General features: G+C 67.7%; 19 protein-coding genes. 14 read left to right on the forward strand and 5 right to left on the reverse strand.

Annotated elements, in window-relative coordinates; translation table 11 throughout:
• The first annotated feature begins 5 nt into the window (after nucleotides 1–5).
• Nucleotides 6–1172, forward strand: coding sequence for an O-antigen ligase family protein (locus DBY63_RS18795; RefSeq protein ID WP_108582553.1), 1167 nt, complete (start codon nucleotides 6–8; stop codon nucleotides 1170–1172).
• Nucleotides 1173–1332: 160 nt separating this feature from the next.
• Here DBY63_RS18795 and DBY63_RS18800 read toward each other — a convergent pair whose 3' ends face one another.
• Complete coding sequence (locus DBY63_RS18800; protein ID WP_077170949.1) at nucleotides 1333–1974, reverse strand: lipopolysaccharide kinase InaA family protein; 642 nt, start codon at nucleotides 1972–1974, stop codon at nucleotides 1333–1335.
• Nucleotides 1975–2091: 117 nt separating this feature from the next.
• Here DBY63_RS18800 and DBY63_RS18805 point away from each other — a divergent pair, with 117 nt between their 5' ends.
• Nucleotides 2092–3141, forward strand: coding sequence for a hypothetical protein (locus DBY63_RS18805; RefSeq protein WP_108582554.1), 1050 nt, complete (start codon nucleotides 2092–2094; stop codon nucleotides 3139–3141).
• A gap of 22 nt (nucleotides 3142–3163) precedes the next feature.
• A complete protein-coding gene (locus tag DBY63_RS18810) occupies nucleotides 3164–4003 on the forward strand; it encodes a glycosyl transferase (RefSeq protein WP_027603045.1) in 840 nt (279 codons plus the stop codon).
• Here DBY63_RS18810 and DBY63_RS18815 read toward each other — a convergent pair.
• Nucleotides 3978–4574 (reverse strand): serine acetyltransferase, encoded by a 597-nt coding sequence (locus DBY63_RS18815; RefSeq protein WP_108582555.1) that lies wholly within the window; start codon nucleotides 4572–4574, stop codon nucleotides 3978–3980. The genes DBY63_RS18810 and DBY63_RS18815 overlap by 26 nt on opposite strands.
• Before the next feature lie 103 nt (nucleotides 4575–4677).
• On the opposite strand from DBY63_RS18815, the gene msbA reads away from it, so the two are divergent.
• The 5 genes from msbA (at nucleotide 4678) to DBY63_RS18840 (ending at nucleotide 11854) form a co-directional block, all read left to right on the forward strand.
• Entirely contained in the window at nucleotides 4678–6489 is a 1812-nt protein-coding gene (gene msbA, locus DBY63_RS18820) for a lipid A export permease/ATP-binding protein MsbA (protein WP_042136879.1), read from the forward strand.
• Nucleotides 6483–7379, forward strand: a complete 897-nt coding sequence (locus DBY63_RS18825; protein ID WP_074585034.1) for a GNAT family N-acetyltransferase — start codon at nucleotides 6483–6485, stop codon at nucleotides 7377–7379. The genes msbA and DBY63_RS18825 overlap by 7 nt, the downstream gene beginning before the upstream one ends.
• Before the next feature lies 1 nt (nucleotide 7380).
• Entirely contained in the window at nucleotides 7381–8796 is a 1416-nt protein-coding gene (locus DBY63_RS18830) for a PIG-L family deacetylase (RefSeq protein WP_108582556.1), read from the forward strand.
• 90 nt (nucleotides 8797–8886) lie between these two features.
• Nucleotides 8887–10314, forward strand: a complete 1428-nt coding sequence (hldE, locus tag DBY63_RS18835; protein ID WP_027598567.1) for a bifunctional D-glycero-beta-D-manno-heptose-7-phosphate kinase/D-glycero-beta-D-manno-heptose 1-phosphate adenylyltransferase HldE — start codon at nucleotides 8887–8889, stop codon at nucleotides 10312–10314.
• Nucleotides 10315–10363: 49 nt separating this feature from the next.
• Complete coding sequence (locus DBY63_RS18840; RefSeq protein WP_108582557.1) at nucleotides 10364–11854, forward strand: helicase HerA-like domain-containing protein; 1491 nt, start codon at nucleotides 10364–10366, stop codon at nucleotides 11852–11854.
• Nucleotides 11855–11913: 59 nt separating this feature from the next.
• On the opposite strand, the gene DBY63_RS18845 is transcribed toward DBY63_RS18840, so the two are convergent.
• The 3 genes from DBY63_RS18845 to DBY63_RS18855 all read right to left on the reverse strand — a co-directional run bounded on the left by DBY63_RS18845 (nucleotide 11914) and on the right by DBY63_RS18855 (nucleotide 13767).
• A complete protein-coding gene (locus tag DBY63_RS18845; protein ID WP_108582558.1) occupies nucleotides 11914–12687 on the reverse strand; it encodes an OmpA family protein in 774 nt (257 codons plus the stop codon).
• Between the two features lie 45 nt (nucleotides 12688–12732).
• On the reverse strand, nucleotides 12733–13164 hold the full coding sequence (locus tag DBY63_RS18850; protein ID WP_007161972.1) for a DUF4398 domain-containing protein: 432 nt from the start codon (nucleotides 13162–13164) through the stop codon (nucleotides 12733–12735).
• A gap of 267 nt (nucleotides 13165–13431) precedes the next feature.
• Nucleotides 13432–13767: a pilin assembly protein gene (locus DBY63_RS18855; protein ID WP_108582559.1), complete on the reverse strand. Its 336-nt coding sequence runs from the start codon at nucleotides 13765–13767 to the stop codon at nucleotides 13432–13434.
• Nucleotides 13768–13930: 163 nt separating this feature from the next.
• Here DBY63_RS18855 and ppc point away from each other — a divergent pair, with 163 nt between their 5' ends.
• The 6 genes from ppc to DBY63_RS18885 all read left to right on the forward strand — a co-directional run bounded on the left by ppc (nucleotide 13931) and on the right by DBY63_RS18885 (nucleotide 20390).
• Nucleotides 13931–16567 carry a phosphoenolpyruvate carboxylase gene (gene ppc, locus DBY63_RS18860; protein WP_077170944.1) on the forward strand — a complete coding sequence of 879 codons (2637 nt, stop codon included), beginning with the start codon at nucleotides 13931–13933 and terminating at the stop codon, nucleotides 16565–16567.
• 190 nt (nucleotides 16568–16757) lie between these two features.
• A complete protein-coding gene (adk, locus tag DBY63_RS18865; RefSeq protein WP_007161975.1) occupies nucleotides 16758–17405 on the forward strand; it encodes an adenylate kinase in 648 nt (215 codons plus the stop codon).
• A gap of 137 nt (nucleotides 17406–17542) precedes the next feature.
• Nucleotides 17543–18226 (forward strand): tRNA (adenosine(37)-N6)-threonylcarbamoyltransferase complex dimerization subunit type 1 TsaB, encoded by a 684-nt coding sequence (gene tsaB / locus DBY63_RS18870; RefSeq protein WP_108582560.1) that lies wholly within the window; start codon nucleotides 17543–17545, stop codon nucleotides 18224–18226.
• 137 nt (nucleotides 18227–18363) lie between these two features.
• Nucleotides 18364–18723, forward strand: coding sequence for a hypothetical protein (locus DBY63_RS18875; RefSeq protein ID WP_007161977.1), 360 nt, complete (start codon nucleotides 18364–18366; stop codon nucleotides 18721–18723).
• A complete protein-coding gene (locus DBY63_RS18880) occupies nucleotides 18723–19580 on the forward strand; it encodes a DUF72 domain-containing protein (RefSeq protein WP_007161978.1) in 858 nt (285 codons plus the stop codon). The genes DBY63_RS18875 and DBY63_RS18880 overlap by 1 nt, the downstream gene beginning before the upstream one ends.
• 108 nt (nucleotides 19581–19688) lie before the next feature.
• The gene (locus DBY63_RS18885; protein WP_007161979.1) at nucleotides 19689–20390 is read left to right on the forward strand and encodes an extensin family protein; all 702 of its coding nucleotides are present in this window, start codon (nucleotides 19689–19691) and stop codon (nucleotides 20388–20390) included.
• Nucleotides 20391–20419 lie beyond the last annotated feature (29 nt).

A 20419-nucleotide genomic window follows, 5' to 3' on the forward strand; every position in this document is an offset into this window, starting at 1 on the left:
CACCCTTGCTTGATCGTCTGCAGCAAAGCCGTTACTTCACCCTGGCGGTGCTGGTGTTCATGGCCGCCTACCTGTGCATCCCCACGGCGAAGTGGATCAACAGCTACTACTATGCGGCCATCGCCCTGCCGGCACTGATCCTCTTCGTCCTGCGCCCGCGGCTGATCGACTGGCGCTCGCCGCTGCTGCTGCTCTGGCTGGTGTTTCTCGCCTGGTTCATCGTGCCAGGGGTGCGGGCCGAGGAGGGGCAGTTCTTCAAGCACATCCTCTATGTGCTGCTGTTCGTGCTGAGCGTGGCCTGCCTGGTGGATGGCGACTTCTTTCGCCGGCCCGGCTTCGTGCGCCTGGCCTTCTGGGTGGTCTGCGCCTATGCCGTGGGCTCCAGCCTGGTGTTCTGGCTCACCGGTCACTATGCGGTCGGCCAGCGGATCATCCACCTGCCGGGACGCATCTCCAATCCCATCTATGTGAGCATCTGGATGGTCTGCCTGGGCGGCCTGGCGGCGCCCACCTGGATCCGCGAGCGGCGCTGGATCGAGTTGCTGGCGGCGGTGGTGGTCACCATCGTCGGCATCTCCTTCGCCCTGCAGACCCGCACCGGCCTGGTCGGCATCGGCTTCCTGGCCGCCCTCGGCGTGCTCTTCGCCTTTCCGCGCTTTCCGCTGCGTACCCTGGCGCTGGTGGTCCTGGTCGGTGCCCTGATCGCCGGGGTGGTCCAGGTGGTGCACACCGAAGCCTGGTTCGTCGCCTTCTGGGGACGGGCGGATTCCGGACGCATCGAGCTGTTCCACTTCATGATCAAGGATTGGGAGTCCTGCGGCTGGTGGCTGGGCTGCGGTCTGGGCTATCAGAGTCACGATCTGCTGCATGGCACCGAGGCCATCCAGCACCCGCACAACATCTTCGTGTCCTTTGGCATCTACACCGGCCTGGTATCGCTGCTGATCTTTGGCGTGCTGATGCTGGCCAGCCTGGGCGCGGCCCTGCGCCAGCGCGATCCCTGGGGACTCTATCTGGCCGTGGCCCTGCTGATGCTCAATTTCGATGGCGCCAAGCTGATCGGCAATCCGGACGAGTTGTGGCCGCTGGTGCTGTTGCCCGCGGCGATGATCGCCGGGGCCGAGGTGCAGCGCCGGCGCAAGCTGGCGCTGGGACAGGCGGTGCCGGTCTAGTGTGGTGTTTCAGAAGTTCGCGCAAGAATCGGCGAGTGATTTTTTTGGTATGGGCTAGGCGCCGCGACGAGTCATAGCAGGGCTATGGCGAAGAGCGGCAACGCCGCCAAGGCCAAAAAAGCGCCGCCGAAATTGTGCAGATAATTTCTGAAACACCGCACTAGTCCTGGAGTTGCCGGTCGAGCTCGCGCCAGTCCAGGGGCTGGCGGCAGGCTTCGGCATAGGCCCGGAGGAAGGGTTCGCGACCGGGTTCGAACACCCAGTCGCGATCCTCGGTATAGCGCAGCAGGTGGTGGAAGTTGCGCACCCGCAGGCGCAGCGGCAGACGCCGCGCATGGCAGCGCAGGTCGGCGATATCGATCAGCCCCAGTTCGCCTTTCGGCGTCAGCACCACGTTGCCCAGGTGCAGCGAACGGAAATAGACACCACTGTCATGCAATTCGGCGATGAAGCGACCCAGCGCCGGCCGCAGGGTCGCGGCCTCGCTCGAGGCGCGCAGTTGACGCAGGGTGGCGCCCGGCAGCGGACTGTAGTGCACCAGGTCGCGCTGCAGCGAGGCGGCGCGATAGACCTCCAGAACCTGCGGGCAGGGGATGCCGCGCTCGGCCAGTTGGCGGGCGTTGTCGGCAAAACGCTGGGCGTAGGGAAACAGTGCCGCCGAGGTCAACAGCCGCTTGCGGCGAAACAGTTTGAGATAGCTGCCATCGGTGAGGCGCAGGACCTTGTCGCCATGGTGGTCGGCTTCCACTACCTGGGCGGCGTCGCGCAGTTCGATATAGCGCGAATGTTCGAGAGGCTTCATGCAGGACCCGTCAACGTCAGGGCGTGCATGTTACCCGAAGGTGGCAGGCTGTGAAGTGACCCTTACGACCTATCCGGCCGCTTGTTGCTAGAATCAGATTTTTGCCGGCAGCTTTACATGCGTCCAACACGCCAACTCCTGTATTTCGTCTACGGCGGTGCTCAGGCCTATCGGCAGGAGCTGAAATTCAGCCTGCTCAGCGCCCTGCACTGGCGCCAGGGCCAGGACATCGTCCTCCGTATCCTGACCGATCGGCCGCAGGACTATCGCGGCTGGCCGGTGGAAGTGCTGGCCATCGAGGGGGCGACGCTCAAGGCCTGGCAGGGGCAGCACGGCTATCTGCACCGCAGCAAGGCCTGCGCCATCGCCTGGGCGCTGCCCGCCGCCGACAAGACCCTGTTCCTCGACAGCGACACCGTGGTCCAGACGCCGCTGGCCGCGCTGTTCGACGGCATCGATGAGCAGCGCGGGCTGATGGACATCGAGGAGTGGCCGTGGCGCAAGGCCCGTACCCGCCCGGAATTCGCCCGGTTCGCCGCCGCCCTGGCCGCGCGTGGCCAGGAGCCGGCGGAAGAGACCCGGCTCTATAACAGCGGCGTCTGCGGTCTGGCACGCAGCCATCTGCCGCGGGTCGAGCGGGCCATCGCCCTGATCGACGACTGGCATGGCCACGACGAGGAGGTCCATACCCTGGAGCAGATCGCCCTGTCGTTCAGCCTGGCGGATCTGGCCATCAGCGCGGCGCGCGGTCCCGTGCGCCACTACTACGCGGAAAAGCGCTTTCTGCACTTCATGCTGGCGCACTTCTTCGAGCGCTATGGCGAAGACTATTCCCCGGAGCTGCAGCGGCACTGGCAGGAGGTGCCCCTGACCAAGCCGCTGCCCGATGTCTGGACCCGCCTGCGGGTGAAGTGGCAACTGGCCGGACTGGACAAGCAGCGCGCGAGTCTGGGGCGCAAGCTGCTCTACGGCTGCCTGGCGCCCCAGGACAGCTATGCCCGCGCCTGCCGCCACGTCTGGTGGGAGCGGGCGCTGAGCGAGCGCCTCGGCGGCGGCGATCGCCAGGCCTTCGCCGAAGGCATCTGGCCCAACGACCTGCCGCGTCCGCACCTGGCCGACGAAGCCAGCGCGGCCCTCGACTACCTGCGCAAGCGGGTGCGCGGCTAGGCCGCCATCCTCAGGAAAGCCCATGCGAACGCTCTTTCTCGTCGTCCTCTATGGCTTGCGCCCTGGGGAGTCGGCCACCCTCGACAGCCTGCTGGCCCAGCCCTCCGCCAGCCTGCCGGCCGACAGCGTCCTGCTGGTCTGGAACAACGGGCCCCAGCCCCTGGCTCAGGCGGATCGCCAGGCGTTGCTCGCCGCGCCGGGCTGGACGGAGGTGCTCATCAGCGAGGACCTCGGCAATCCGCCGCTGAGCCGGGTCTACAACCAGGCCTTGCGACTGGGCGCCGAGCGCCTGGTGATCTTCGACCAGGACACCGTGGTGGACGCACGCTTTCTGCAGGCGCTCGGGCAGCAGGCCGAGTTGCTGGTGCCCCTGGTGCTGGGGGCGGGCGCCATCCGCTATCCCCATCAGTACAAGGCGGTGGTGACCGTGGAGGGCCCCCTGGATCCCCAGGCCACCGTGACCATAAGTTCGGGGCTGTGCCTGACGCAGGGCCTGGCCGCGCGCATCGCGGCCCGCCACGGCGATGTCTTCGACGAGCGCTTCGCCCTCTATGGCGTCGATGTCTCCTTTTTCCTGCGGGTGCAGGCGCTGGCGCGGGAAGAGCCGGTCGAACTGCTTTGCGCGGGCATCCTCGACCATTCGCTGTCCGAGCTGGAAGCCGAGACCCCGGCCCAGCGGCGCTTTCGCGACATCGAGAAATTCTATGTCGCCCTGCTGCTGCGCCTGCACTACAAGGGCGCCTCGCGCGGCAAGGTGCTGCGCTATCTGGGGCGACAGCTGCTGGGCAACCGGCTGTATCTGTATGGCGTCCTGCCGCAGATGCTGCGGACCGTCCTCAGCGGGCGGCATCCCCGGGCGTAGCGCCCGGCAGCGGGCGGATCACCGCCTCGTGGCGGCTGTAGTAGAGGCTGTCGGCGGGGATGTCGCGCATTACCAGGGCGCCGGCGCCGACCACCACGTTGTCGCCGATGGTCAGGTGGTCGCCGACGATGCAGACGTGGGCACCGAGGCTGACGTTGTCGCCGATGAAGATGCCGACCAGTTGCGCCGGATCGTCGCTCTTGATGCCGATGGTGGTGTGCTGGCGGATCATCACGTTGCGCCCGATCACCGCCAGATTCGACACGCAGATGCCCATGCGATGGGGCAGGCGCAACCCGGGGCCGATGCGCGCGCCCAGCAGGATCTCGATATTGTGCCGACGGATCAGCCGGCGATTGATGCGCTCGGCCAGCTTGCGATAGTTGAGCAGGCCGCGCGGGCGGCAGTAGAGAAATTGCGCCAGGCGATACCAGAACAGAAAGCTCGGACTCTCTCCGGCCGCTACGCGCCGGAACAGGCGCTTGAGGCGCAAGGGCTTGCCCGGCGCATCCAGCACCTCCAGGCGCCAGTAGTCCTTGAGTTCGGCATAGGTGGCGATCAGCGGTTGCATGTCAGGGTTCCGCAGCAGGGGAGGGCAAGCCTAGCGGAAAATCCCGCCGCTGGGTCGGCGGCGGGTGCGTGTTAACATGGCGCTTTTGCGTCACGACGAGACCATGAGCCAAGACTCCCCTGCACAGACCTCCAGTCTGAAGATCTATTTCCGCCTGCTCGGCTACGTGCGGCCCTACATCGGCATGTTCGCCCTGAGTATCGTCGGCTTCCTGATTTTCGCCTCCACCCAGCCGATGCTGGCGGGCATCCTCAAGTACTTCGTCGATGGCCTGAACAACCCCAATGCCTCCATGTTTCCGGGCTGGCCCATCGTCGGTGGCCTGCACCTAGTGCAGGCAGTGCCGCTGATGATCATCCTGATCGCCGCCTGGCAGGGCGTCGGTTCCTTTCTCGGCAACTACTTCCTGGCGCGGGTCTCCCTCGGCCTGGTGCACGACCTGCGGGTGGCGCTGTTCAACCACATGCTGCGGCTGCCCAATCGCTACTTCGACGCCAACAACTCGGGTCATCTGATCTCGCGCATCACCTTCAACGTCACCATGGTGACCGGCGCCGCTACCGAGGCGATCAAGGTGGTGATCCGCGAAGGCATGACCGTGGTCTTCCTGTTCGCTTCCCTGCTGTGGATGAACTGGAAACTGACCCTGGTGATGGTGGCCATCCTGCCGCTGATCGCCCTGATGGTGACCAGCGCCAGTCGCAAGTTCCGCAAGCAGAGCAGCAAGATCCAGTCGGCCATGGGCGACGTCACCCACATCACCTCCGAAGCCATCCAGGGCTATCGGGTGGTGCGCAGCTTCGGTGGCGAGCGCTACGAGCAGCAGCGCTTCCTCGATTCCAGCACGGCCAACACCGACAAGCAGCTGACCATGACCAAGACCGGCGCGGTCTATACGCCCATGCTGCAGCTGGTCATCTACTCGGCCATGGCGGTGCTGATGTTCCTGGTGCTCTGGCTGCGCGGCGAAGCCTCCGCCGGTGACCTGGTAGCCTACATCACCATGGCCGGCCTCTTGCCCAAGCCGATCCGCCAGCTCTCCGAGGTCAGCTCCACCATCCAGCGCGGCGTGGCCGGCGCGGAAAGCATCTTCGAGCAACTCGACGAACCCGCCGAGCGCGACGAAGGCCGCGAAGAGCGCGAGCGCGTCCAGGGTCGTCTGGAGGTGCGCAACCTGACCTTCCGCTATCCGGGTACCGAGAAGGCGGTGCTGGAAGGCATCGACTTCGTCGCCGAGCCCGGCCAGATGGTGGCCCTGGTGGGTCGCTCGGGCAGCGGCAAGTCGACCCTGGCCAATCTCATCCCGCGCTTCTACCAGCACGAAGAGGGCGAGATCCTCCTCGATGGCCTGGAGATCCAGGACTATCGCCTGACCAACCTGCGCCGGCACATCGCCCTGGTCACCCAGCACGTCACCCTGTTCAACGACAGCGTCACCAACAACATCGCCTATGGCGATCTGGCCGGGGCGCCCATGGAGCAGGTCAGGGCGGCGGCCGAGGCGGCCTATGCCGACGAATTCATCGAGCGTCTGCCGCAGAAATACGACACCCAGGTCGGCGAGAACGGCGTGCTGCTCTCCGGCGGCCAGCGCCAGCGCCTGGCCATCGCCCGGGCCCTGCTGAAGAACGCGCCGCTGCTGATCCTCGACGAAGCCACCTCGGCGCTGGACACCGAGTCCGAGCGTCACATCCAGGCCGCACTGGATCGCGTCATGCAGGGCCGTACCACCCTGGTGATCGCCCACCGCCTCTCCACCATCGAGAAGGCCGACCTGATCTTGGTGATGGACAATGGCCGCATCGTCGAGCGTGGCAGCCATGGCGAGCTCCTGGCGCTGAACGGCTACTATGCGCGGCTGCATGCCAAGCAGTTCGAGGAGGTCGCGCCGCCGGCGCCGACGATCGAATGCTGAACAGATTCCGCTTCTGGCGCGAGCGCGGCTGGACCACGATTTCCGCCGCCGACTACGCCGCTGCCTGGCAGCGTTATGGCGGCAGCGTCGCCACCCACCCCGAGGTCATCGCCCGCCTGGCCGAACTGGCCGGCATCCCGGTGCGCTACCTGGGCTGGCCCGGCGCGGATGGCCTGCAGGCGGCGGTACCCTGCTGGGGGCGCGAGCTGGCGCTGTCGCGCGCGGTGCTGAAGAAGCGCCGCCAGCGTGCCCTGTTCGACCTGGGCAACGCCGAGATCATCCTGCCGGCCGCCCCTGGCGCGCTGGCGCCCCTGCGCCAGCGCGCCCGCTATCTGTCGCCGCTGTGCGACGAGCGTTTCGCCGGTCTGCGCCGGCAGAGCGAAGAGCTGGCCATGCTCCGCGAGCCGGAAGCCTGGTCGAAGAAATTCCGCTACAACCAGAGACGCGAGCAGCGGCTGTTCGAAGACGCCGGTGGCCGCGCGGTCCCCATGGCCGAGCTGGACAGCGCCGAGCAGGCACGGATCTATGCCGAGCTGTTCGAGGCGCGCTGGGGCTTCGAGGTACCGGGCAAGACCCGGCTGGCCGAGGTGTTCGCCCTGCTGCGGGAATTCATGACCGGTTCGCTGCTCATGCTCGGCGAGCGCCCGGTGGCGATCCAGGTGCTCTATCGGGTGGAAGCGCCCGACTGGATCAGCGTCGAGTACGTCAACGGCGGCGTCGATCCCGCGGCCAGCGACCTGAGTCCGGGCAGCGTCCTCACCTATCTGAACACCCAGGCCGCCTGGCAGGACGCCCGCGCCCTGGGCAAGACGTTGCGTTATTCCTTCGGCCGCGCCGATCGCGACTACAAGGACCGCTGGTGCCACCGCGTCACCGTCTTCGAGAGCTGAGATGACCGCCCGCAAACAAGCCCTGCTCAAACGTCACCGCCGCCACAAGCGGCTGGTCCTGGCGGTCATCGCCGTCGTGCTGCTCGGCTGCCTGGCGCTGGGGCCCTGGTGGAGCGCGCCGCTGCTGGCGCTGCTGGTGTGGCTCGGCCACGAGGCCTGGTTCGCCGATCACCTCTTCTATTCGCCGCGCGACAACTACAGCTACCAGTTTCCTGCCGACACCCTGGTGCTGGGCCTGCATCTGCAGCACGGTCGCCTGGCCGCGGTGGAATTGCCGCCGGGCGAGCTGACGCTGTTCCTGGAATGCCGCCTCAAGGCCGGTTGGCTGGGCCGATTACTGGATCCCCAAGTACGTCTGCGCGCAGGTGACGACGCGGATCGCCAGGACTTCGAGCGCGGCGTGGCCGGGCGGCGCTATGTCAATCTCAGCGGCTATGCCGAGGCCCTGCGACGTGGCGAATTGCACCTCTGGACGCGCTTCTGCCGGCTGCAGGGCGAGTTGCGCCTGCACGTCTTCGCCCAGCCGGACCTCCGTAGCAAGAGAGTGATGGTCATCGCGCCCCACGCCGACGACGCCGAGCTGGCCGCCTTCGGTCTCTACAGCCAGGCGCGGGAAGCCAGCATCGTCACCCTGACCCAGGGCGAGATCGAGGCCGGACACTACCAGCGGCTGGGTCTCGATCGCCAGGCGGCGGCCCGGCTCAAGGGGCGCCTGCGCACCTGGGACAGCCTGGTCACCCCGCTGTGGGGTGGGGTACCAACAGAGCGTTGCGTGCAGCTGGGCTACTACTGCCTGCAGCTGCCGGCCATGCGCCAGGCGCCGGAAGACGCCTTCGGCTCCCGCGAATCCGGCGAAGGCGATGTGCGCAGTGCCCGTCGCCACAACCCCCTGCAACTACCCGGCGATGTCGACGGCGCCCCCACCTGGCGCAACCTGGTGGCCGATCTGGTAGCCCTGCTGGAGCACTTCCGCCCCGAGGTGGTGGTGCTGCCGCATCCGCAGATCGATCCCCATGCCGATCACGTGGCCAGCACCCGGGCCCTGCGTGAAGCCCTGACCCTCAGCCAGTGGCAGCCCGAGCTCGAATTGCTCTACGCCAATCACCTGCACGACAACGACCGCTGGCCCATGGGCCCGGCCGAGGGCGGCATCGCCCTGCCACCCGCCATCGAGACGCCGGCCCCCCTGGTGCCCTGGAGTCCGCTGCTGACCCCCGAACGGCGGCTGGACAAGGCCATGGCCCTGGGGATGCAGCACGACCTGCTGGTGCCGCTGCCGGCCAAGAAGCGCCTGCGCCGGGCCATCCAGTGGCTGCTGGCCGGTCGCCGCTGGCCGCGCACCGGGGAAGACGAATTCTTCCGCAAGGCCGTGCGGCGTCACGAGCTGTTCTGGATAAGCCGCCGCGACGAGCTCTGACCCCGGCCTCTCCCGCCGGCAGGCGCTTCCGGGGCGCCTTGGCCCCTATGCTATGATCGCCGCCATTTTCGCGCTTTGGAGCCTGTCCCTATGAAGCTGACCATGCCTCGCTTCGATCTCGCGCCGGTCCTGGTGGTTGGCGACGTGATGCTCGACCGCTACTGGCACGGCACCACCTCGCGGATCTCCCCCGAGGCGCCGGTGCCCGTGGTCCGCGTCGACCAGCACGAGGATCGTCCCGGTGGCGCGGCCAACGTCGCCCTCAACATCGCCGCCCTGGGCGCGCCGGCCTACCTGGTCGGCGTCACCGGTCAGGACGAAGCCGCCGATGCCCTCACCGACAGCCTGAGAGCCGCCCATGTGCAGGTGCGCTTCCAGCGCATCGCCCAGCAGCCGACCATCGTCAAGCTGCGCATCATGAGTCGCCACCAGCAGCTGATCCGCGTCGACTTCGAAGAGCCCTTCGACACCGATCCCCAGGCGCTGGCCTCGGACACCGCCGCCATGCTGGCCGGGGTCAAGGTGCTGGTGCTGTCCGACTACGGCAAGGGCGCGCTGAAGAACCACCAGGCGCTGATCCAGCTGGCCAAGGCCCGCAACATCCCGGTGCTGGCCGATCCGAAGGGCAAGGATTTCTCCATCTATCGTGGCGCCAGCCTGATCACGCCGAATCTGTCCGAATTCGAAGCCATCGTCGGTGTCTGCGCCGACGATGCCGAGCTGGTCGCCAAGGGCAACGAGCTGATGGCGCGCCTGGAGCTGGGCGCCCTGCTGGTGACCCGTGGCGAGCACGGCATGACCCTGCTGCGTCCCGCCCAGCCGGCCCTGCACCTGCCGGCCCGGGCCCGCGAGGTGTTCGACGTCACCGGCGCCGGCGACACCGTGATCTCCACCCTGGCCGCCGCCCTGGCCGCCGGTGAAGACCTGCCGCAGGCCGTGGGGCTGGCCAATCTGGCTGCCGGTATCGTGGTCGGCAAGCTGGGCACCGCCGCCATCAGCGCCCCCGAGCTGCGTCGCGCGGTGCAGCGTTCGGAAGGCTCCGAGCGCGGCGTCCTGTCCCTCGAACAATTGCAGCTGGCCATCGAGGACGCTCGCGCCCATGGCGAGAAGATCGTCTTCACCAACGGCTGCTTCGACATCCTCCACGCCGGTCACGTGACCTATCTGGAACAGGCACGCGCCCAGGGCGATCGGCTGATCGTGGCGGTCAACGACGATGCCTCGGTGACCCGGCTGAAAGGCCCCGGTCGACCGATCAACAGCGTCGACCGGCGCATGGCGGTGCTGGCCGGCCTCGGCGCGGTGGACTGGGTCATCCCCTTCAGCGAGAACACCCCGGAGCGCCTGCTGGAACAGGTGCGCCCGGACGTGCTGGTCAAGGGCGGCGACTACAAGAGCGTGGACGAGGTGGTCGGCGCCCAGATCGTGCAGGGCTACGGCGGCGAGGTGCGCATCCTCGGTCTGGTGGAGAACAGCTCCACCACCGCCATCGTCGAGCGCATTCGCAACCGTACCTGAGCCCGGACGCTCGGGTTAAGCTGGCGCAGAACCGCTACGGAGCTGCGCCATGTCCTCGACGCCCCTGCTGATCCTGGGTACTGCCGTTTCCAATGACCAGAGCGCTGGTCAACCGCTCGGCCATCCACTCAAGCTGGCCAACCGCCACGGCCTGATCGCCGGCGCCACGGGCACCGGCAAGACCGTGACCCTGCAGCGCCTCGCCGAAGCCTTCAGCGATGCCGGCGTCGCGGTCTTCGCCGCCGACATCAAGGGCGATCTCTGCGGCCTCGGCGCGGCCGGCGCCCCCCAGGGCAAGCTGGCCGAGCGCATCGCCGCCCAAGGCCTGCCGCACCAGTCCCAGGCCTATCCGGTCACCCTCTGGGACGTCGATGGCCGGAGCGGTCATCCGCTGCGCACCACCCTGAGCGAGATGGGCCCGCTGCTGCTGGGCAATCTGTTGGAGCTGACCGACAGCCAGCAGGCCGCCTTGCACGCCGCCTTCAAGGTAGCCGATCGCGAAGGCCTGCTGCTGCTCGACCTCAAGGACCTCAAGGCGGTCCTCAATCATCTGCGCGAACAGCCCGACGCCCTGGGCGAGGACCGTGCCCTGTTCACTGGCGCCTCGGCCCAGGCGCTGCTGCGCAGGCTGGCGACCCTGGAGCAGCAGGGCGCCGAGGCCTTCTTCGGCGAGCCGGCCCTGCAACTGGAAGACGTGCTGCGCCCCGAGCCTGACGGCCGTGGACGCATCCACCTGCTCGACGCCAGCCGCCTGGTGCACGAGGCGCCCAAGGTCTACGCCACCTTTCTGATCTGGCTGCTGGCCGAGCTGTTCGAGCAGTTGCCCGAGCGTGGCGATGCCGATAAGCCGGTGCTGGCGCTGTTCTTCGACGAGGCCCACCTGCTGTTTGGCGACACCCCCAAGGCCCTGCGCGAGCGCCTGGAGCAGGTGGTGCGGCTGATCCGTTCCAAGGGCGTCGGCGTCTATTTCGTCACCCAGTCCCCCGCCGATCTGCCGGATACCATCCTGGCCCAGCTCGGCTTGCGCATCCAGCACGGCCTGCGCGCCTTTACCGCCCGGGAGCAGAAGGCGCTGCGCGCGGTGGCCGACGGCTTCCGCCCCAATCCGGCCTTCGACAGCCTGGAGGTGCTGACCGAGCTGGGCATTGGCGAGGCCCTGGTGGGCAGCCTGGAAGACAAGGGCACGCCGGCGATGGTCCAGCGCGTGGCCATCGCCCCGCCGCAATCCCGGGTCGGCCCGCTGAGCGAAGCCGAGCGCCAGACGCTGATCCGTCAGTCGCCCCAGGCGGGTCGCTATGACCGGGCCGTGGATCGCGAATCGGCCTACGAGATCCTGCGGGATCGTCAGGCCGAGCGGGTCCCGGCGCAGGCGCCGGTAGCGGAAAAGACCCAGAGCGGGCAGGGTGGTGCCCTCGGCGATCTGGTGGGCGAACTCGCGGGCAATGCGCTCAGGAGCGCGGCGCGCCAGGCGGCCAATCAGCTCGGGCGGCAGCTGGTACGGGGACTGCTCGGCTCCCTGCTGGGTGGCAGGCGCCGCTAGCCGATCCGCAGGTAAAAAAAGACCCCGCCTGGGCGGGGTCTTCTAGCTTCACGCAGTCGTTACATGCGCGGGGCGACGGGGTTGGCGTCGTTGGAGATGGTCACTTCCACGCGACGGTTCAGGGCGCGGTCGGAGGCGTTGCTGTTGCTGGCCACCGGGAAGTTCTTGCCATAGCCACGGGCCTGGATGCGGCTCGGCTCGACGCCAGCGCTGACCAGGGCGGTCTGGATGGCCTGGGCGCGACGCTCGGACAGCTGCTGGTTGTAGGAGTCGCTGCCGACGCTGTCGGTGTAGCCCTCGACGATCACCTTGCGCTCGGGATTCTGCTTCAGGTAATCGGCCAGCTTCTGGGCGTTGGCATAGCCCTGGGGCTTGAGTTCGGCCTTGTTGAAGTCGAACAGCACGTTGCCGAAGGTCACCACGGTGCCGCGCTCGGTCTGCTTGGCCTGCAGGGCATCCTGCAGCTGCTTGAGCTGGGCGGTACGGGCGTCCAGGCGGGCCTGGGTGCGCTCGGCATCGACGCCCTGCATCTGGGCTTCGGTCATGCGCAGCTTGATGGTCTGCATGGCCGTCTGGATGCGCTGGTTGGTCAGGTAGGCCAGCTGGTCGACGGTCTTCTCGTTTTCACCGTCCTTGTAGGCCTTCTCGGTCTTCTGCAGCCAGGCACCGGCGTCCTTGGTCTCCAGGGCGGCCAGCTGGGCGGCCTGCGGCTGGGATTCCAGGGCGGAGTAGTCGGACTTGGCCTTTTCCAGGTTGGGGTTGGGCGGCGTGGAGCACGCGGCCAGGGCCAGGCTGAGCAGCGACACGGCAGGGATCAGAATGTGTTTACGCATGATGGTCGTCCTTTTAATTCGTGAAGGGAGGAAAGGGGCGGTCGCTTACTGCTGGACCTTCTTCTGCAGGTTCTGCTGGAGCTGCAGGTTGATCTGACCTTCCTCACGGATCTGCTGGATGCTGTTCTGGGCATCCTTGAGCGCGGCATCGGCCTTGGCGGCCTGGGTCTTGCGGGTGGCCAGGCGGGCATCCCACTCGGCCTGCTCGGCCAGCTGCTTGGCTTCGTCGTACTTCTCGTTGGAGAGAGCGGTCTGGGCCTGGGTCCACTTGTCCTGGGCCGACTTGGTCTCGATGGGCGCGAACTGGTTGCCACCGGAGCTCACGGCCTCGTTGACGGCGGACTGGGTCACGGCCATCTGCGCGGTCGGCGGATTGCCGGCGCAACCGGCCAGCAACAGCGAGCTGCCCAGGGCAAGGGCCGCCAGTTTCAGGGTGCAGGCTTTGGAAAGGGACTTTTGGGCAGTGGCACTCTTCATGGATTCAAGCTCCGTTGTTGATCCGAAAAGCGCGCCGCCGGCACGGGCAGGGCGGGCGCCTGGTCATGTAAAGCCGCATGTGGAAACAAGCCCGGCGCGGCCCTGAGAGGCCCGAGGCGGGTGCTGACAACCAGCCCTCGTCCAGCGCTGCGGTCTGACTCTGTGACCGCTCATCCGACAAAAATGTTCACTGGCTATCGAATTTCGCCAGGGCGCGGAGGCCCTTGGCAGAGCGGTAGCGCTGTAGGTAAAGGTGCAGGTCGGCGGCTAGTCGGGCGTTTCGGACTGCAGGCGATGCAGGTGCTTGCGCGCCAATTCGAGAAAGCGCGGGGTCGTACCGGCATCGGCGTAGAGGGGATCGCCAAGCTCGTCGGTGGCCACCACGTCCTCGCCCTGCACATAGGGAAAGCTGGCCTCCAGCTCTTCGAAGGCGGCCGCCAGCAATTCACCGAGCAGGGCCTCGGGCGTGCGCTGGGGATAGAGTTCGCAGAGGGCCTCGAGACGGGCCGCGGTCTCCAGCTCCAGGTCGAGGTGGTAGAGGCGGGTGGTGCTGGAGGTGGTGGCCTGCTGCTCCCATTGGTGAGCGAGTTCGCGAATCTTCATGGGCATCTCCCGTGGCTTAGGCAAAGGTCGGATATTCAGGTCGAGCGCGGCTGGGCACCCTGCAACAGCCGGGGCTTGCAACCGTGACAGCGGGGTGCTGTCCTCTGCGCTAGACCGCAGCGGTTGCCGTGAGGTCCGAACCGGTACTTTCGAGGAGCACGAGATGGTGGAAATCGATGTTCGCCTGCGCGAGCAGGTGCGTTTGCTGGGTGAGCTCCTGGGGCAGACCATTGCCGACCAGCATGGCGCGGCCTTTCTCGACAAGATCGAGCGGATCCGCAAGGGCGCCAAGGCCGCCCGTGGCGGCTCCGCGGAGGGTGCCCGCCAACTGGGCGACACCCTGGATACCCTGGCCGAAGACGAACTGCTGCCGGTGGCGCGGGCCTTCAGTCACTTTCTCAACCTCGCCAACATCGCCGAGGAATATCACCGGGTCAGACGCCGCACCGAAGACGAGCCGCCGCCCTTCGAGCAGCAGGTACTGCCGGAATTGCTGGAGCGCCTGGGCGCGGCCGGTCACGCGGGTAGCGAGCTGGCCGAACGGGTGGCGGCGCTGGACATCGATCTGGTGCTGACCGCCCACCCCACCGAGGTCTCGCGGCGGACCCTGATCCAGAAATACGACGAGATCAGCGCGCAGCTGGCGGCCCTCGATCATCGCGACCTGACCTCCGCCGAGGTGGCCGCCATCGAGGCACGGCTGCGTCGGCTGATCGCCGAGGCCTGGCACACCGAGGAGATCCGCCGCCAGCGGCCGACGCCGGTGGACGAAGCCAAGTGGGGCTTCGCGGTGATCGAGAATTCGCTGTGGCAGGCGATCCCCAGCCTGCTGCGCAAGTTGGACGACTGCCTGCAGGAACGCACCGGCCAGCGCCTGCCGCTGACCGCGGCGCCGGTACGCTTTTCCTCCTGGATGGGCGGCGATCGCGATGGCAATCCCAACGTCACCGCCGCCATCACCCGCGAGGTGCTCTTGCTGGCGCGCTGGATGGCCGCCGATCTCTACCTGCGCGATGTCGACCGGCTGGCCGCGGAGCTGTCCATGCAGGCGGCGAGTCCGGCCCTGCGCGAACAGGCCGGCGATCACCCGGAACCCTATCGCAAGGTGCTCAAGGTGCTGCGCGAGCGGTTGCAGATCACCCGCAGCTGGGCGGCCCATGCCATCACCGATCCCCATGCCGGCGCCCGTCATATCCTCAGCGACAACGCCGAGCTGATCGCCCCGCTGCAGCTGTGCTACGACTCCCTGCAGCACTGCGGCCTGGGGGTCATCGCCGATGGCTCCCTGCTCGATACCCTGCGCCGGGCCCGTACCTTCGGTCTCTATCTGGTGCGCCTGGACATCCGCCAGGACGCCGCGCGCCATGCCGCGGCCCTGGCCGATATCTGCCGCTATCTCGACCTGGGCGACTACGCCGCCTGGAGCGAGGCGCAGCGCCTGGAATTCCTGCGTGGCGAGCTCGGCAGCCGGCGTCCCCTGCTGCCGCTGGACGCCCAGCTGGAGGCCGATACCCAGGAGGTGCTCGCCACCTGCCGCGTGATTGCCGCCTCGCCGCCCGATGCCCTGGGCTCCTATGTCATCTCCATGGCCGGCGCGGCGTCAGATGTCCTCGCCGTGCAGCTGCTGCTGCGCGAGTGCGGGGTACGCCAGCCGATGCGGGTGGTGCCGCTGTTCGAGACCCTCGACGACCTGGATCATGCCGGCAGCGCCATCGCCAGCCTGCTCGATCTGCCCGACTACCGCGCGCGCCTGGCCGGTCCCCAGGAGGTCATGATCGGCTATTCCGATTCGGCCAAGGACGCCGGCACCCTGGCGGCGGCCTGGGCCCAGTACCGTGCCCAGGAAGCCCTGGTGGACATCTGCGCCAGTCGGGGCGTGGAGCTGCTGCTGTTCCATGGCCGCGGTGGCACCGTGGGGCGGGGCGGTGGCCCGGCCCACGCGGCCATCCTCTCGCAACCCCCGGGCTCGGTGGCCGGGCGCTTCCGCACCACCGAACAGGGCGAGATGATCCGCTTCAAGTTCGGCCAGCCGGCCATCGCCGAGCAGAATCTGGCGCTCTACCTGGGCGCCGTGCTGGAAGCCACCCTGTTGCCGCCGCCCGCGCCGGAGCCGGCCTGGCGCGAGCAGATGGATCGCCTGGCCCGGGACAGCTTGCAGGCCTATCGCGGCGTGGTGCGCGAAGACCCGCACTTCGTCAGCTATTTCCGCCAGGCCACCCCCGAGCAGGAGCTGGGCCGGCTGCCCCTGGGCAGTCGCCCGGCCAAGCGCCGCGAAGGCGGCGTGGAAAGCCTCAGGGCCATCCCCTGGATCTTCGCCTGGACCCAGACGCGGCTGATGCTGCCGGCCTGGCTCGGCTGGGAAAGGGCTCTGGAAGAAGCCGAGCGCCGGGGCGAGTCGCCGCTGCTGCGCGAGATGCGCGAGCGCTGGCCGTTCTTCCAGACCCGCATCGACATGCTGGAGATGGTGCTGGCCAAGGCGGAGGCCGAACTGGCGCGGCTCTACGACCAGCGCCTGGTGGAAGCCGACCTGCAGGTGCTCGGCAGCCAGCTGCGCGAGCGGCTGCGCCAGGCGGGCGTGGCGGTGTTGCGCCTGACCGGGCAGGGCGAGTTGCTCGAACACCATCCGGAAACCCTGGTGTTCATCGCCGTGCGCAACACCTATCTCGATCCGCTGCACCTCCTGCAGATCGAGCTGCTGGCCCGGGCGCGGGCGGCCGGCGAAAGCCAGCCGGCGGCGCTCGATCAGGCCCTGCTGGTAAGCGTGGCCGGGATCGCCGCAGGACTGCGCAATACCGGTTGAACAGACTGTCGCTTTTGCCGGCGCCCGGGGTCGTCTGGACGGGCCCGGCACCTGCGACGCTTGGTAACTTGTGCGGCCAGGGGGCGCTGTGTATGGTTGGTCCCTTTGGCCGTCTCGTGTCGTCGACAACAATCATCGCGACAGCGCCCTGCGCGGGCTGCCAGTCCGAGACCATTCTAAGGAGCTACAGATGCGCGTAATCCTGCTGGGAGCGCCCGGTGCCGGCAAAGGTACTCAGGCCCGGTTCATCACTGAGAAATTCGGCATTCCGCAGGTTTCCACCGGCGACATGCTGCGGGCCGCGGTCAAGGCCGGCACGCCCCTGGGCCTGCAGGTCAAGGACATCATGGACAACGGTGGCCTGGTCTCCGACGAGATCATCATCGCCCTGATCAGCGAGCGTATCCTCGACGCCGATTGCGCCAAGGGTTTCCTGTTCGACGGCTTCCCGCGCACCATTCCCCAGGCCGAGGCCCTCGAAGCCGCCGGCGTTAAGATCGACCACGTGCTGGAAATCGCCGTGGATGACGAAGAAATCGTCCAGCGCCTGTCCGGTCGCCGCGTGCACCCGGGTTCGGGTCGCGTCTATCACATCGAACACAATCCGCCGAAGGTCGCCGACACCGACGACCTGACCGGCGAGCCGCTGGTACAGCGCGAAGACGACCGCGAAGCTACCATTCGCAAGCGTCTGGACCTCTATCATTCCCAGACCAAGCCGCTGGTGGACTTCTACCAGAAGCTGGGCGCCGCCCAGGGCACGCCGAAGTGCAGCCGCATCGAGGGCGTGGGTTCGGTGGATGCCATCACCGCCAAGGTGCTGCAGGCGCTGAACTAAGCGCCGGTCACGGCCGCCTGTGCCTGCAGGCGGTCCGGTCAAGGCGCCGTCCTGGCGTCACGACCGATGGGCGGGTCCCCTCGCGACCCGTCTTCCTCTAGAATGCGCAGCCCTTTTCCCAGTTGCGGATCTGCCCCATGTCCATCCTGCTCGCCCTCGACACCGCCACCGAAGCCTGCTCGGTCGCCTTGCACCTGGGCGACGAGATCATCCATCGCTACGAGATCGCGCCGCGCCTGCATGCCCAGCGGGTCCTGCCCATGGTGCAGGAGCTGCTGGCCGAGACCGGTCTGAGTCTGGCGCAGGTGGACGCCATTGCCTTCGGGCGTGGTCCGGGCGCCTTCACCGGCGTGCGCATCGCTATCGGCGTGGTGCAGGGCCTGGCCTTCGGCCTGGACCGACCGGTACTGCCGGTGTCGAATCTGGCGATCATCGCCCAGCGCGCCTGGCGCGAGCGCGGCGTGACCCAGGTGGCTGCGGCCATCGACGCGCGCATGGACGAGGTCTACTGGGGCTGCTATCGCCTCGACGGCGCGGCCATGGTGCTCGCGGGGGCGGAAGCCGTGCTGGCGCCCGAGGCCATTGCCCTGCCGGCCGCCGCCATCGGCGACTGGTTCGGTGCCGGCACCGGCTGGGGCTATGTCGGCCGCATGGCCGTGCCGCTGATCGAGCAGGATGCCACTCTGTTGCCCCATGCCCGGGACCTGGCGGTTCTGGCGGCCACCGCCTGGCAGCGCGGCGAAGCCGTGTCGGCCGAGTCCGAAGCGGCGCAACCCGTTTATCTGCGTGATCGGGTCGCCACTCCCAAGCAGTCGGTCTGACGGCAGGAAACCACGCGTAATAGTCTGACGTCCAAGCTGTAGATGCCGCTCGTCCGCCGGTCGCGACGGGCGTCCGGCCCTTGATTGTCATAGCTTTCGACCCTACTTAGAGTAGTGCCATCCGTTCGGGACCTGCCATGCGCATTGACAGCGGCTATGCCTCCTCTGCTTATCCCCTGAATCGTTCCTCGCGCGCGGTCACGCCCGTACGCGAGGTGGCGAAGGATGAGGACGCCCGCCAGAATGCCATCGCCCGGGAGGCCGCAGGCAATCCCCGGCCCGACGTCGCACCCCTCCGCCGTGTGGAAGCGGCTGCGGCGACCGATGCCGACAATGGTAACGGTAACGGCCTGGTGCTCAGCGAGCGCGAAGGGCGCTTCGCCAGTCAGCTCACTGCCCGTGCCCAGCAGGCCCTGGCCAGCTACGGCAGCACCGCCGCCTTCGGCGCCGAGCCGGACGGCTCCTCCAGCGTCGTGGGCCTCGACCTCTACGCCTGATGCTGCCGTACTTTCTCGGCTGCCCCTCCTGGAACGACAACGCCTGGCGCGAGAGCCTCTACCACGGCTTGCGTCCGGGTGATTTCCTGCCGCGTTACGCCCAGGTGTTCAACGCTGTGGAAGGCAACACCACCTTCTACGCCTGGCCCGCGGCGGACACCATCCGCCGCTGGGCCGAATTGATGCCGACCGGCTTTCGCTTCTGCGCCAAGTTTCCCCGCGACATCAGCCATGCCGAGGATCTGCGGGTGCAACTCGCCAGCGCCCGTACCTTTCTCGAATTGCTGGCGCCCCTGGGTGAACGGGCCAGCCCCCTGTGGCTGCAACTGCCAGCGGGCTTCGGGCCCGATCGGCTCAAGGAACTGCAGGTCTTTCTCTCGGCCATGGCGCCGCGTTGCGCCCTGGCGGTGGAGGTCCGGCACCTGGCCTTTTTCGACAAGGGCGAGTCCGAGCGGGCCCTGAACCGGCTGCTCATGGACCTGGGCGTGGAGCGCGTCGGCCTGGATTCGGCCGCGCTGTTCAGCGCCGATCCGAGTGAGCCGGCCGTGCGCCTGGCCCAAGCCAAGAAACCGCGGGTTCCGGCTCGCGCCCTGGCGTTCAGCGAGCATCCCCAGGTGCGCTTCATCGGCCGCCTGGAGTTGGCCGCCAACGACTACTACCTGGCCAAGTGGGTCACGCGGGTGGCCGACTGGATCGAAGCGGGCAAGGTGCCCTATGTCTTCCTGCACACCCCGGACAACCGCCAGGCGCCCGAGCTGGCCCTGAGATTCCATGCCCAGCTGCGCGAACGCCTGCCCGGTCTGCCGGCATTGCCCGAGCTGAGCACCGCCGACACCGAACAACTCGGTCTGCTCTAGCCCACGCCGGTTGTCGCGATACGTTTGGCGACGTTTTCGCCGGCATTCCCGCGGCTCGCTCCGGTCAGATGAGGTCTACCGCCTCGCGAATCTCCTTCGGCGCGCCGCATGAAAGCCAGACACCTGCTCGGTCTCGTCATCCTGCTCTATGGCGGTCTGCATACCGCCTTCGACCAAGGCTGGCTGCGTATCCCGCCGGCCTACAATCCCTGGGCGCCGCTGGATATCCAGGCCCCCACCAATGCCGTCACTCGCCTCAAGCTCTGGCGTCTGCAGGCCGATGCCGACTATTGCGCGGCGTCCCTGGCCACCTCGGCGCTCAACTATCGGGAATTGCGCGGCAATGCGGGGTCGGCCGACTGTCCGCTGGAGCGGGCCGTGCGCATCCAGCGCGGTGAAGGGGTGAGACTCAGCGGCAGCTTTGTCGCCAGCTGTCCCCTGGCGGTGAGCTTCGCGCTGTTCGAGCGACAGGCGCTGCAGCCGGCGGCCGAAGCCGTCTATGGCCAGCGGGTGGCCGAGGTGGAGCACTATGGCAGCTTCGCCTGCCGCAATATCTATGGCCGCGCCAGTGGCCGGCGCAGTCAGCACGCCACCGCCAATGCCCTGGACATCGCCGGGTTGCGCCTGGCCGATGGGCGGCGCATCAGCGTGGCGCGGGACTGGACCGGCGATCCCCAGGCCCAGCGCTTCCTGCGGCTGGTGCGCGACGGGGCCTGCCGGTCCTTCAATACCACCCTGGGACCGGACTACAACGCGGCGCACCGCGATCATTTCCATGTCGACATGGGTGGCTTTCGCGTCTGCCGGTAGAATGACGGGTCTTTTCGCCTGCGAGTCGC

Origin of the sequence: Pseudomonas sp. RIT411 (assembly GCF_003057735.2) — a bacterium.
GTDB classification, from domain to species: Bacteria; Pseudomonadota; Gammaproteobacteria; order Pseudomonadales; family Pseudomonadaceae; genus Chryseomonas; species Chryseomonas oryzihabitans.